12 protein-coding genes are annotated in these 12240 nt (G+C 72.8%); 4 read left to right on the top strand and 8 right to left on the bottom strand.

The window, feature by feature from the left end; translation table 11 throughout:
* Nucleotides 1-171 precede the first annotated feature (171 nt).
* From KPF47_RS03620 to KPF47_RS03605, 4 genes are all read right to left on the bottom strand, one after another.
* Nucleotides 172-1584, bottom strand: coding sequence for an FAD-binding oxidoreductase (locus KPF47_RS03620; RefSeq protein ID WP_224386896.1), 1413 nt, complete (start codon nt 1582-1584; stop codon nt 172-174).
* 84 nt (nt 1585-1668) lie between these two features.
* Complete coding sequence (locus tag KPF47_RS03615; RefSeq protein ID WP_224386894.1) at nt 1669-3105, bottom strand: NAD(P)/FAD-dependent oxidoreductase; 1437 nt, start codon at nt 3103-3105, stop codon at nt 1669-1671.
* Between the two features lie 169 nt (nt 3106-3274).
* Nucleotides 3275-3865 (bottom strand): hypothetical protein, encoded by a 591-nt coding sequence (locus tag KPF47_RS03610; RefSeq protein WP_224386892.1) that lies wholly within the window; start codon nt 3863-3865, stop codon nt 3275-3277.
* Nucleotides 3866-3933: 68 nt separating this feature from the next.
* Complete coding sequence (locus KPF47_RS03605; RefSeq protein ID WP_224386890.1) at nt 3934-5448, bottom strand: alpha/beta hydrolase; 1515 nt, start codon at nt 5446-5448, stop codon at nt 3934-3936.
* A gap of 121 nt (nt 5449-5569) precedes the next feature.
* Between KPF47_RS03605 and KPF47_RS03600 the strand changes: the two genes are divergently transcribed.
* Complete coding sequence (locus tag KPF47_RS03600; protein WP_224386888.1) at nt 5570-6199, top strand: TetR/AcrR family transcriptional regulator; 630 nt, start codon at nt 5570-5572, stop codon at nt 6197-6199.
* 198 nt (nt 6200-6397) lie between these two features.
* Here KPF47_RS03600 and KPF47_RS03595 read toward each other — a convergent pair whose 3' ends face one another.
* The gene (locus KPF47_RS03595; protein WP_224386886.1) at nt 6398-6976 is read right to left on the bottom strand and encodes a TetR/AcrR family transcriptional regulator; all 579 of its coding nucleotides are present in this window, start codon (nt 6974-6976) and stop codon (nt 6398-6400) included.
* Between the two features lie 20 nt (nt 6977-6996).
* Here KPF47_RS03595 and KPF47_RS03590 point away from each other — a divergent pair, with 20 nt between their 5' ends.
* The 3 genes from KPF47_RS03590 (at nt 6997) to KPF47_RS03580 (ending at nt 9699) form a co-directional block, all read left to right on the top strand.
* A complete protein-coding gene (locus KPF47_RS03590) occupies nt 6997-7536 on the top strand; it encodes a nuclear transport factor 2 family protein (protein WP_224386884.1) in 540 nt (179 codons plus the stop codon).
* 119 nt (nt 7537-7655) lie between these two features.
* Complete coding sequence (locus tag KPF47_RS03585) at nt 7656-8576, top strand: SDR family NAD(P)-dependent oxidoreductase (protein WP_308015304.1); 921 nt, start codon at nt 7656-7658, stop codon at nt 8574-8576.
* A gap of 367 nt (nt 8577-8943) precedes the next feature.
* Nucleotides 8944-9699 (top strand): GAF and ANTAR domain-containing protein, encoded by a 756-nt coding sequence (locus KPF47_RS03580; protein WP_224386882.1) that lies wholly within the window; start codon nt 8944-8946, stop codon nt 9697-9699.
* Nucleotides 9700-9724: 25 nt separating this feature from the next.
* On the opposite strand, the gene KPF47_RS03575 is transcribed toward KPF47_RS03580, so the two are convergent.
* The 3 genes from KPF47_RS03575 to KPF47_RS03565 are packed head-to-tail and all read right to left on the bottom strand — an operon-like array spanning nt 9725 to nt 12236.
* Nucleotides 9725-10585 (bottom strand): metal ABC transporter permease, encoded by an 861-nt coding sequence (locus KPF47_RS03575; protein ID WP_224386880.1) that lies wholly within the window; start codon nt 10583-10585, stop codon nt 9725-9727.
* On the bottom strand, nt 10582-11319 hold the full coding sequence (locus KPF47_RS03570) for a metal ABC transporter ATP-binding protein (RefSeq protein ID WP_224386877.1): 738 nt from the start codon (nt 11317-11319) through the stop codon (nt 10582-10584). Before KPF47_RS03570 ends, KPF47_RS03575 begins: the two co-directional genes overlap by 4 nt.
* The gene (locus KPF47_RS03565; RefSeq protein ID WP_224386875.1) at nt 11316-12236 is read right to left on the bottom strand and encodes a metal ABC transporter substrate-binding protein; all 921 of its coding nucleotides are present in this window, start codon (nt 12234-12236) and stop codon (nt 11316-11318) included. The genes KPF47_RS03570 and KPF47_RS03565 overlap by 4 nt, the downstream gene beginning before the upstream one ends.
* Nucleotides 12237-12240: the final 4 nt, after the last annotated feature.

Raw genomic sequence — 12240 nt, 5'->3', positions numbered from 1 at the left:
GCGCCGTCGGTGGAGCCCCGACCGGGGTCTGCACAGCGGTGGCTCGCACACGTGCCCCCTCGTGCACGTGTGCGAGCCATCGGGTGGACGGTCGATCGCTCATCCGTGTGAGGCGGTCGCCGTCCTGCCGGCCGACCTCGGTGGGTGGTGCGAGCCGGTGGGCTCCCACCGTCACCGGGCGGACGCGTCGGTGCGTTCGGGCAGGGGTGTCGCGGTGAACACCGAGTCCGGATCGAGCTCCGACTTGATCGAGAGAAGTCGTCGTGCGTTCGTCCCGTAGGCCTCGGCGACCTGGCCTCCGTGCTCGGAGCCGAGGAAGTTGACGTAGCCCCCCGGCAGGGAGTGCGGGGCCAGTGCCTCGTGTACCGCGTCGACCCAGTCCAGGTGTCGAGCGTCGTCGCGGCGGTCGCCCTCCCACAATGCGATGAGCTCGATCATCCGGTGGGGGCGGCGTATCCCGAACGCCGTCGCGCCGAGATCCCGGCGTGCGGCGGCCCCGTGGAAGTCGTGCGCCAGGACCGCCGAGAACCCGGAGGTGAACGTGCCGGCGCCGTGCCGGAGGCGGGCGCCGACCTGCTCGGAGAGGTCGGGCACGGTCCGGGTGCGGATCGCACCCCGCCGGCCGACGGGGAACATCGCGTCGGTGGCCGCGAGGGTCGCGGAGCGGGCCACGGGACCGATCTCGGCTGCCATCGGCCTCGCGAGACGGGCCAGCGCGCGGACCGGACCGCTCTCGGCGTCCCCCCGCCCGATGTCGCCGGACCAGGTCGGGGCGACGTAGACCACGGGGTCCCCGGCCGGACTTGGGAGGAACCCGACGTCGACCGACAGCTCGTCGGGTCCTCCGTGCAGGATCGCGCCGAGGTCGGACAGCAGGCGAGAGGTGTGCGTGGCGGGATAGAGGATGGTGCCCGCCACCACCGTCGGTACCGGGTGCAGCCGGATCGTCGCCGAGGTGACCACTCCGAAGTTGCCGCCGCCACCGCGCAGCGCCCAGAGCAGGTCCGGGTGGTGCTCGGCGTCGGCCCGCACGAGAGAGCCGTCGGCGAGCACGACGTCGGCACCGAGCAGGTTGTCCGCCGCGAGCCCGAACCGGCCGATCAGCGGGCCGTAGCCACCGCCGAGGGTCACCCCGATCATCCCGACCGCTCCCGAGGTGCCCGTGACGGCGGTGAGCCCGACCCGTTCGGCGGCCGACACGACATCGGAGGACAGCGCACCTCCCCCCACGACGGCGTGCCCGGCCTCGGCGTCGACATCCACGGTCCGCATGCCGGAGAGGTCGAGGACGAGCCCACCGGCCCGGATCCCACGCCCCCAGAAGTCGTGACCACCGCCGCGTACCGACATCGGGACGTCGTGCCCGCGGGCGGCGCGTACCGCGGCCTGTGCATCGGCCGTGCTCACACACCGGACGACGACGTGCGGGACGGTCTCAGCGGCGGAGTTGAACAGCGTCGTGGCCCGGGTGAACTCCGCGCCCGCGGTGTGCACCGAGCCGGTGCGGACGGCGGAACGTAGCTCGGCGACGAGCTCCCGGGTGTCGTCAGGCGCCCCGGAGGCGGGTGGATCGTTCGAGGTCATGTGCCCTTCCATCCGGGTGGGGTCGAGGCCGCAGGACCGCGCAGCCGCTCCCGGGGTCGGGACGGGAGCCGGCGGTGGACCGGGTCAGCGGTACTGCAGACCGTCGTCGAGGTCGGCCGCCGGGAGCGCGGTCCGGTCGTGGGAGTACTCGTGCATGTGGGTCCACGGCTCGCGGTCGCCCTGCCGGAACATCGCGTGCTGCGACCGGCGTACGTAACCGGCGTTGAAGTTCTCCTCCGGCATCCAGGGCAGCAACGGCATGTCCGCGTCCTGCGGGCGCAGCGTCGGGGTGACGACGCCGGTGCCCCGGTCCTGCATCCGGTCGAAGATGCGGGCGACGACGTCGTTGACCAGGTCGACGCGCAGCGTCCAGCTGTGCCGGAAGTAGCCGAACGTGAATGCCATGTTCGGGATCCCGCTGACCATCAGTCCCCGCCACGTGACGCGGGTGCTGAAGTCGACCGGTTCGCCGTCGACGGTGAACGGGATGCCGGCGAAGACCGCCAGGTCGAACCCGGTCGCGGTGACGACGATGTCGGCCGGGACGATCTCGCCGGAACGGACGCGCACGCCCTCGGCGGTGAACTCGCTGATCGTGTCGGTGACGACGGAGGCGGTGCCCTCCCGGAGCGCTGTGAAGAACTCGCCGTCCGGGGTGATGGCGATCCGCTGCTGCCACGGCCGATACCTCGGCGTGAAGTGCGTCGCGACATCGATGTCGTCGGGGAGCAACGGCCGGATCGTGTCGATCAGGAACTCGTGCATCGAGTCCGGGTCGGTCCGGCTGGTATCGGCCAGCAGGTCGAGCTGCTGGGTGTAGGCCCGGCGCATGATCTCGTGCGTCCACTCGGCAGGCAGTGCCAGGGGTTCCAGCAGGGTCGCGAGTTCGTGCACCGTCGGTGCGGGCAGCCAGTACGACGGGGAGCGCTGCAGCATCGTCACGTGTTCTGCCTGCCGGGCCAGCGCGGGGACGATCGTCGCCGCGGTGGAGCCGGATCCGACGACGAGCACGCGGCTGCCGGTCGGGTCGAGGTCGCGCGGCCAGTGCTGCGGGTGCACCACCGTGCCCTCGAAGTGCCGACGGCCCGGCCAGTGCGGGATGTGCGGGGTGTCGTGGTCGTAGAAGCCCTGGCACATCCAGAGGAAGTCGGCGGTGATCTGCAGGTGCCGGCCGGTGTCGGTGCGGGTGACCCGGGCCGTCCACCGGTCGTCCTCGGACGACCATTCCAGCGCCGTGACCCGGTGGTGGTAGTGGATGTGCGGGGCCAGACCGTCCTCGGCGATGACCTCGTCGAGGTAGCCGAGGATCGCATCGCCGCTGGCGATGGCCGGTCCGTGCCAGGGTTTGTGCCGGTAGCCGTAGGTGAACAGGTCGCTGTCGGACCGGACCCCGGGGAAGCGGTGGGTCCACCACGTGCCGCCCCGGTCGTCCTGGGCCTCCAGGACGACGAACCCGAGATCCGGGAAGTCCGTCCGCATCCGGTGTGCGGCGCCGATGCCCGAGATCCCCGCGCCGATCACCAGGACGTCGGTGTGACTCCCGTCCAGGGTCGGGGGGATGCCGGAGGGTTTGCTGGTGCGGTGGGGTGGGGTGGGGTGGGGTGCCGGTGGACATGGGTGTCTCCTCGGGCAGTGGTTCGGTCCGGAACGGTGGCGTCCGGTGACGGGGACCCGGTCCGGCGGAGGCGGACTAGAGCGAGGTCCAGATGGTCTCGGCGTCGACGACGCGGTGGTGCCGCCAGGTGATCGCTCGTTCCATGGCGGCGACGACACCGGCGACCGTGAGGGTCGCGAGCAGCCAGCCGGGCAGGAGCACCGGTGAGGTGAACGTCCCGAACCGGGCTGCCACCTCCGGTACCGAGGTGACCATCTCGAGCCATGTCGGTGCGGCCAGGACGAGGTTGACCAGCAGGATCATCACGGCGGTGACGGCGATGCCCCGGCTCAGGCGTGGGTGGTCCCGGGTCAGGACCGCCCGCCCGTACTCCAGGGTCCCCGGCGCCGGGGCGAGCCTGCGTTCCTGCCCGTCGGGGCGGACGAGGTGGACCCGGGTGACGCCGTACAACCCGGCGTCGACCTCGATCCTCCCTCCGGGGACCGTGAAGCCGGCGGGCATCTCGGCCGTGCTGACGCGCTGCCCGTCCCGGTAGAGCCGGGCCCGGTGGTCCTCGGTGGTGCGGGTCTCGACGGCCCAGACGGCCCGGCCGCCGGGCTCCGGCAGCGTGATCGTGTGGACGGTCCGGGTCAGTGCCTGGTGGAGCCGGACGGGTCGGAGCCTCATCGGCGCCTCCTCCTGTCTGCGGGAACGGGCATCGGCCGCCGCCCGGCGGTCGGGTGGCCCCGGGCGGGTCAGAGGCTGCATCGGGCGTCGGCCGGAGGGGTCTCGAGGTCGAGGAGGTAGGCATCGACCGCATCGTCGACGCACGTGCTGCCACCGAGGATGTAGGCGCCGTGCTGCTTGCCGTCGACGGTGAGCAGGCTCGCGTCGAGGGTTCGTGCCATGGAGACGCTGCCCTCGTACGGCGTCGCCGGATCACCGGTGACCCCCACGACGAGCGTCTCGGGAAGGCCCTCGACCTCGGCGGGCAGCCACGGGTCGTCGCGGGTCGGTGGCGCCGGCCAGCTCTCGCACTCGCTGTGGAAGGTCCCGCCCGTCAGCACGTCGACATCGAACATCGGCGCGACCTCCGCGACCTCGCGTGCGTGCGCGGTCTGCTCCTCCGGCGTCAGGCGGGGCCAGTCCATGCAGCGCACGGCGATGTTCGTGTCGATGTCGGTGGTGTAGACGCCGTCGGGGGTGCGGCTGTAGAAGCTGTCGCGCAGGGCGAGCATCTCGTCGGCCCGCCCCGCGTCGAGCGCGGTCAGGGCGGAGATCAGCGTGGGCCAGTGGGCCTCCGCGGCCAGGCCCGCGGTGATCCCGAGGTAGGCGTCCCAGACGCTCACGTCCCTGCCGTCGGCGGTGGGTGCCGGTGTCTCGACCAGCGGCGCGACGATCTCGTGCAGGCGGTCGTTCGCCGCTGCGGGGTCGGGCCCGAGGACGCAGCCGGGTGACTCGGCGCAGAGTGCGGCGAGCTCGTCGAAGCGGGCCTGGGAGGCGGTGAACTGGGCGAGGCGGAGCTCGGTCGGTGTCCAGTCGGGTCCGACGGCGCTGTCGAGTACGACGGCCCGGACCTTGTCGGGATGGGCCGCGAGGTACATGGCGCCGAGCTCGGAGCCGTAGCTGTAGCCGAGGAAGGTCAACCGGTCGTCGCCGAGCACCTCCCGCATGACGTCCATGTCCCGTACGACGTTCGTCGATCCGGCGTTGGCGAGGTTCTCGACGCCGCCGGAGCCGTCGATGCAGCGCTGCGCGTGACCGGCCGCCTGCTCGGCGCCGGTGATGTCGAACACGGCGCCGAACCGGGGAACACCGCCCGCGTCGTACTCCTCGTCGGTGTAGCAGTCGATCGTCGGCGTCGACGCCCCGATCCCGCGCGGGTCGAAGCCGACGATGTCGAACCGCTCGTTGACGGGTCCTTCCTGCCACTGGGGCACGAAGGACGCCACGAAGCTGGTGCCGGATCCTCCCGGGCCGCCCGGGTTGATCAGCAGCGACCCCTCGGCCTCGCCACGGGCGGGCAGACGTGTGAGGGCGATCCGTGCCCTCTCGCCCGCCGGCGCGTCGTAGTCGAGCGGAACCTCGACCGACGCGCACTGGAGTGCCGGGTTCGCGAAGAGCTCTGCGTCCACCGCGTTCGTCGCGGTGTCCGCGCAGCCGCCCCAGTCGAGTTCCTGCGTCAGGTAGGCGTCGATGTCCGCCTGCCCGCCGGGCTCCGGCGGGGCCGTCGTGGTGCAGCCGACCAGGAGGAGGGGGGTGAGTGCCATCGCCACGGCGAGGCGGGAGGCGGACCGCCGCAGTCGTCGTGGACCGGCCGATCCGGTTTCTAGCATGAACATGCTAGAAATATAGCATGGTTGTGCCATAACGGGGATATACGGTGCAGCCATGCCCAAACGCGTGGACCCGGATGCCCGGCGTGCGCAGGTCGCCGACGCCGTGATCGACGAGATTGCCGACCACGGCCTCCGCTCGGTGACCCTGGCGCGGATCTCTGCACGGTCCGGTCTGGCCATCGGGAGCATCCGGCACTATTTCGGCGACAACCTGCGGGAGGTCATGTCGTTCACGCTGGGCGTCCTGCTCCGACGTGCCGAGCACCGCAGCCCGGGGCTCTCCGGCGATCCGGCGACCCGGCTCTCCGATCTGGTCGTCCTCGTCGCGCCGACCAGCGGGCAGGAGCGCAAGGAGAACGTCGCACTCGTCGAGTACCGCGTCATGGCGCGCACGGACCCGCAGTTCGCGACCGAGGTCGCCACGACCTCGGTCGCGGCCGCGGAGGTGATCCGCTCGCTCCTGCGCGAGGCCCTCGCCGACCGCCTGATCGACGAGGAGGCACTGCACCGCGAAGCGCTCCTGTTGCTCACCCTGGTCGAAGGCTTCTCGTTCGGTTCGGCCCTGACCTCGGCCTCGCTGCAGGAGCCGGACGTCCGCGCCGTCGTGACGGGCACGCTGCACCGCATGCGTGAGGCCTACCCGCCTCGCGGGGAGACGCCGGCGGAGCGGCTCGGGACCTGAGTTCCGGATCGGGCTCGAGGCGGCCCGCCGCCGTGGACCTCGCCGTCGGAGCGGACGGGCGGCAGTGCTGTCCACCCATCCGGACGGGCGGTGCGACCCCTCGGCGGGGTCACCCGCCGTCGGTGGGTGTGCACGGTGGTGCCGGAGTCGCTGGTCACCGGCCGGTCGGACCGCCGTCGTCCCCGGATGCGGCGCGGGTCAGGTGTCGACCCGTGGCGGGATCAGGTCGACCAGCATCCGCACGAGACCGTCCACGTCGATCTGCCAGCTGTCCTTGAGCAGGTGTCCGCTCCGCTCCAGTGTCGCGATCCCGTGGGCGCTCGACATCAGCAGCGCCGCGTAGCGGGGAGCGGCCGAGCGGCCGACCACGTCGGTCACCACCGTGAGGAACAGGTCCTCCACGCGGCCGGCGGCCGCCTCGGCTGCCGGGGTGTCCGCCGGGGTGCTGAACATCAACATGTAGAGGTGCGGTCGCCGGCGGCAGAGCCGGACCAGCGTCAGTACCGCGCTCTCGAGCCGGACGCCCGCGGGGAGGTCGTCGTCGGCGAGCAGTCGGTCCACCTCGTCGGCCAGCGAGCTCCACGCGTCGACGGCCAGCTGGGTGAGCAGGTGCTCCTTGCCGGGGAAGTGCCCGTACGGAGCGCCGCGGGACACTCCGGCCCTGGCGCCGACCGCCCGCAGGGTCACCGCTTCGGGCCCGCCGTCGTCCAGTAGCTCCGACGCGGCGCGGACCAGTGAGCGCCGGGTCGCTGCGGCTGTCTCGGATCGGCTGACCATGTCCGCCATTCTAGTTGACAGTGTCAGGCGAGAAGGTCAGAGTAGTTCATATGACGCTGTCATGTGAATCTGTGGACGACACCCCGGCGGTGCGACGCCTGCTCGACCGGGCCGCGATCGTCGAGGTCCAGACGCGCTACGCCACCGGGACCGACTCCCGTGACTGGGACCTGTTCCGCAGCTGTTTCACCGCGGAGGTCGAGATCGACTTCAGCGACGGCTTCGGCCGGCCCGCGGTGCGGCTGCCGGCCGGCGAGTGGGTGGCGGCCACCGCGCCCCGGATGGAGTCGTTCGCCGCCACCCAGCACCTGATCGCCAACCACGTGATCACGTTCGACGGCGAGCACCGGGCCACCTGCGTGGCCTCCGTGCTGGCGAGCCATCATCGGCCCAACCCGACGGGGGACAGCGACCTGGTGGTTCACGGCTACTACACGAACAGGTTCGAGCGGACCGCGGACGGCTGGCGGATCGCCGGGGTGAGGCTGACGCCGCTGTGGATGACCGGCAACTTCGGCATCATGACGAGCGCGATGAGCTCCGGGACGGCAGCGTCGTGATGGTGTCCCACGGTGGGTCCGCGTCCGGCCCCGTCCTCGGGCGGACGTCGTCGAGACGTCGTCCGGCCGCTCCTGCGTCCTCGTCCACCGACCTCCTGTCCGGTGCCGCCGGCCGCACGGTGGTCGTCACCGGAACGACCTCCGGTCTCGGTCTCGCCCTGTCCGAGGAGCTGGTGCGGGCCGGAGCCCGGGTCGTGATGACCGCGCGGGACCCCGACCGCGGGGCCGCGGTGCTCGAACGGGTGCGCGCCGCGGGCCCGGGATCGGCCGAGCTGGTACTGCTCGACCTCGCGAACCTGGACTCGGTCCGCGCAGCGGCCGCCGAGGTGCGTGACCGCACCGATGACCACGTCGACGTACTGATCAACAATGCGGCGGTCTCGTTGGGTCCGCACGAGCGGACGGCCGACGGGTTCGAGCTCCAGCTCGGCACCAATCACCTCGGTCCTGCCGCGCTGACCTGGCTGCTGATGCCGTCCTTGCGGGCCGCCGGTACCTCCGGGCGGCCCTCGCGGGTGGTGACCACCTCCAGTCTGGCGCACCGTGTCGGCGGACTCGACCTGGACGATCTGCACTGGGATCGCCGCCGGTACTCGCCCACCGCGGCGTACGGGGCGTCGAAGCTGGCGAACCTGTTGTTCACCGCGGAGCTCGACCGCAGGCTGCGGCGGGCCGGGGATCCGGTGCTGTCGGTCGCCGCGCACCCGGGGCTGACGAGATCGGCGCTGCTGGACAACGCCGTGGCGCGGGGTGGGACATGGCGGTCGCGCCTGTTGAGACTCCCGGACCGCATCACCTCGCAGCCGGTGTCCGCCGGGATCGGGCCCCAGCTGGCCGCCGCCCTCGGACCGGTGCACGGCGCCGACTACCTGGGTCCCACCCGAGTGTTCGAGTCCCGTGGACCGGCCGGTCCCGCCCGTCGGACGGCGGCGGCGGTGGACCCCGTGTCGGCTCGGTTGTTGTGGGCCGCCACGGCTGCGGCCACCGGCGTCGCACCGGATCCCGCCGAGGAGCCGCCGACCTCCCGGGACGACCGGTAGCGCCTCCGGTGCAGCGGCGACCGGCCGCGGGGGCACACCCTGCCGGGGCGCCGGCGGGCCCGGACCGGGTGCCCGCCGGCCCCGTCGATTCCGTGGCGGCCACGGTGCCGTCCACTGCCGTGTTCGACCCGGCCCCGGGCAGCAGGAGACGTTACGGTGTCGGCGAGGTCGAACGCTCGGCCTCGTCCGATACGGGGCGCAGGACGTCGCTGCCATGCGTCCCGGTATCCGCTCTGTTCCATGTGCGTCCCGGCCCGATGCGGCGAGGGTAGAGCGCAGCGCATGCCTCACCGGCTCTGCCGCCCGGCACAGGGGCCTCCTGCTGCCGACCCCGTACCGTCCTCGCACGGAACAGGTGGTTGTACCGATGTTCCCGGACCACACCGACCAGCTCGTCCAGGCCCTGCGCAGGAGCGCGACCGATCTGGCCTCCCGGCGGTCACTGCGCGCCGTCGAGCTGACCCTCGGGGAAATCGTCGAGGCGGCCGTCGCGACCGTCCCCGGAGCCGACGCCGGCGGGGTCTCCATGGCCGAGGCCACCCGTGTCGGATCGCGGGTGCCCACGACGACCGCGATCGGGCTGCTCGACGACCTCCAGGGGGAGCTGGGCGAGGGGCCCTGCGTCACCGCCGTCGAGTCGCCGCCGGACGACGGCATCGTGTCGGCGACCGACCTCGCCGGGGCCGCGGACAGCGAGCGGTGGCCCCGGTTCGCGCCGGCGGCGGTCGCCCACGGCTACCGGTCGATGGTCTCCACCCACCTGACCACCGAGGGGGACGTCCGGGCGGCGCTGAACCTCTACTCCCACGAGCCACACGCCTTCGACGACAACGCCCGCACCCTGGCCGGGCTGTTCGGTGCGCAGTCGACGCTGCGGCTCTACGGGGCGACGCACGCGGCCCACATGGAGAAGGCCCTCGGCTCGCGGGACCTGATCGGTCGCGCCAAGGGCATCCTCATCGAGCGGTTCGACCTCGACGACGAGGACGCCTTCCAGATGCTCGTCCGGACCTCGCAGGAGACCAACCTCAAGCTCACCGACGTCGCGCTGTGGCTCGCCAGCCCCGAGGGCCGGCGGTCCCGGAGCCGCGGCGGAACCGACACCGGCACTGCCGACCGGTAGCGGCGGGGCACCCGTCCCGCACCGGTCAGGAGGGCGTGGCGGCCGGGCGCCGCGCCCGGACGGCACGGGCGAGGACCCCGTGCCGCGGGCCGAACAGGTAGGCCAGCGTGAACGCCACCCCCAGCCCCAGGACGACCGATCCGCCGGTGGACACGTCGGCCCAGTAGCTCGCGTACACCCCGGCGACGCCCGCACCGACGGCGACGAGCACCGCCACCACCAGCATCGTCTCCATCCGGTCGGTGAGCAGGTACGCCGTCGCGCCCGGCACGACCAGCACCGCCACGACCAGCACGATCCCGACCGCCTGCAGGGCCACCACGACCGCCAGCGCCAGCAGGCCGAGCAGCAGCGCCTCCACCCGTCGCGGGTCGATGCCGATGGCGTGCGCGTGCACCCGGTCGAACGCGACGAGGGTCAGGTCGCGGTGGCGCAGCAGCACGACGGCGACGGTCACCGCCCCGAGCACGACGATCTGGACCAGGTCGCCGGTGGACAGGCCGAGCAGGTTGCCGAACAGGATGTGCATCAGGTCGGTGTCGCTGGGGGTGCGGGACAGCAGGACCAGACCGAGCGCGAAGAGCACCGTGAACACCACCCCGATGGCCGCGTCCTCCTTGACCCGTGACGTGCGGCGCACCACACCGATCAGCCCGACCGCGCCGGCGCCGAACACGAAGGCACCGACCCCGAAGGGGATGCCGACGATGTAGGCGAGCACCACACCGGGCAGCACCGCGTGCGACACGGCGTCGCCCATCAGCGACCAGCCGACCAGGGTCAGCCAGCAGGACAGCAGCGCGCCGACGGTCCCGGCGACGACCGCGGCGAGCAGCGCGCGCTGCAGGAACCCGAACTGGAGCGGCTCCAGCAGGAACGCGGTCACGACGCCTCCCGCCCCGGGGCGCCGACGCCGAGGACCCGGCCGAGGACCTGCGGGGTGAGGACCTCGGCCGGCGGCCCGTCGGCGAGCAGCCGGGTCGCCAGCAGCACCGCACGGTCGCAGAGCCGGTCGACGCCGCCGATGTCGTGGGTCGAGATCAGCACCGTGCGGCCGTCGTCGCGCAGGGCGTGCAGCACCCGGGTCATGGCCTCGCTCGTGGCCTGGTCGACGCCGGCGAACGGCTCGTCGAGCAACAGCAGCGGCGCGTCCTGGGCGATCGCCCTGGCGAGGAACACCCGCTTGCGCTGCCCGTCGGAGAGCCGGCCGATCTGGCGACCGGCCAGGTCGGTCATCCCGACCCGGTCGAGCGCGGCGTCGACGGCGTCCCGGTCGCGGCGGCGCGCCCGGCGCAGGAGCCCCATCCCGGCGTAGCGCCCGGTCAGCACGACGTCACGGGCCAGGATCGGGAAGTCCGGGTCGACCGCCTCGGCCTGCGGCATGTAGGCGACGGTCGCGGACCGGCGGGCGACGGCCGGGTCCCGGCCGTGCAGCCGTACCGTCCCCGCGGCCGGCCGGACCAACCCGATCACGCTGCGGAACAGCGACGACTTGCCCGACCCGTTGGTGCCGAGCAGCCCGCAGACGGTGCCGGTGCCGAGCTCCAGGTCGACGCCGTCGAGTGCGGTGACCTCGCCGTAGCGGACCGACAGCCCCCGGACCTCGAGCACCGCGCTCACGGGCGGTCCCCGGTGAGGCCCTCGACGACGATCTGCGCGTCGTGGCGGAGCAGGTCCAGATAGGTCGGGACGGGCCCGCCCGCCTCGGACAGCGAGTCGACGAACAGCGGTCCGGCGAACCGGGCGCCGGTCTCGGCGGCGACCTGGCGCTGTGCGGAGTCGTTCACGGTGCTCTCGCAGAACACCGCGGGCACCGCGTTGTCGCGGACGAAGGCGACGGTCGCGGCGATCTGCTGCGGGGTGCCCTCGGCGTCGCTGTTCACCGGCCACAGCCACGCCTCGCGCAGCCCGGCGTCGCGGGCCAGGTAGGAGAACGCGCCCTCGCAGGTCACCAGGGCCCGCTGATCCTCGGGCAGGCCCGCGAGGCGCGCGCGGAGGTCGTCGCCGACGGCCCGGATGCGCTCGGCGTAATCCGCGGCGTTCGCGGCGTAGATCTCACGTCCGGCCGGGTCGAGGCCGGTCAGCGCGTCGCGGATGTTCTCGACGTAGCGCACCCCGGCACGCGGTGACATCCACGCGTGCGGGTTGGGCCGGTCGCGGTACCCGCCCTCGGCGATCGGGATGACGGCGACACCGTCGCTCAGCGTCGCCGAGCGCGCCCCGGTCCGGTCGACGAACCGCTCGAACCACCGCTCCAGTCCGAGGCCGTTGTCCAGCACGAGGTCGGCGCCCTCGCCCCGCACGAGGTCACCGGGCACCGGCTCGTAGTCGTGGATCTCGGCTCCGGGCCTGGTCACGGACTCGACCCGGACCCGGTCGCCGGCGACCTCGCGGGTCATGTCGGCGAGCACGGTGAACGTGGTGAGGACCAGGGGGCGCGGGTCGTCGTCCGCGCCGGGGCCGGGGTCGGCGACGGTGCAGCCGCCGGTGAGGACCGCCACGACCAGCAGGGCGACGCCGAGTGTTCGCCTCGGCATCGTC

Origin of the sequence: Pseudonocardia sp. ICBG1293 (assembly GCF_020131355.1) — a bacterium.
Classification (GTDB): Bacteria; Actinomycetota; Actinomycetes; order Mycobacteriales; family Pseudonocardiaceae; genus Pseudonocardia.
This window is presented reverse-complemented; position numbering and strand designations above follow the sequence as displayed.

Bases quoted from the DNA above. Each gene is read 5' to 3' on its own strand.
- KPF47_RS03620 (WP_224386896.1), bottom strand. From the start codon at position 1,584: ATGACCTCGAACGATCCACCCGCCTCCGGGGCGCCTGACGACACCCGG.
- KPF47_RS03610 (WP_224386892.1), bottom strand. From the start codon at position 3,865: ATGAGGCTCCGACCCGTCCGGCTCCACCAGGCACTGACCCGGACCGTC.
- KPF47_RS03605 (WP_224386890.1), bottom strand. From the start codon at position 5,448: ATGGCACTCACCCCCCTCCTCCTGGTCGGCTGCACCACGACGGCCCCG.
- KPF47_RS03600 (WP_224386888.1), top strand. From the start codon at position 5,570: ATGCCCAAACGCGTGGACCCGGATGCCCGGCGTGCGCAGGTCGCCGAC.
- KPF47_RS03595 (WP_224386886.1), bottom strand. From the start codon at position 6,976: ATGGTCAGCCGATCCGAGACAGCCGCAGCGACCCGGCGCTCACTGGTC.
- KPF47_RS03580 (WP_224386882.1), top strand. From the start codon at position 8,944: ATGTTCCCGGACCACACCGACCAGCTCGTCCAGGCCCTGCGCAGGAGC.
- KPF47_RS03565 (WP_224386875.1), bottom strand. From the start codon at position 12,236: ATGCCGAGGCGAACACTCGGCGTCGCCCTGCTGGTCGTGGCGGTCCTC.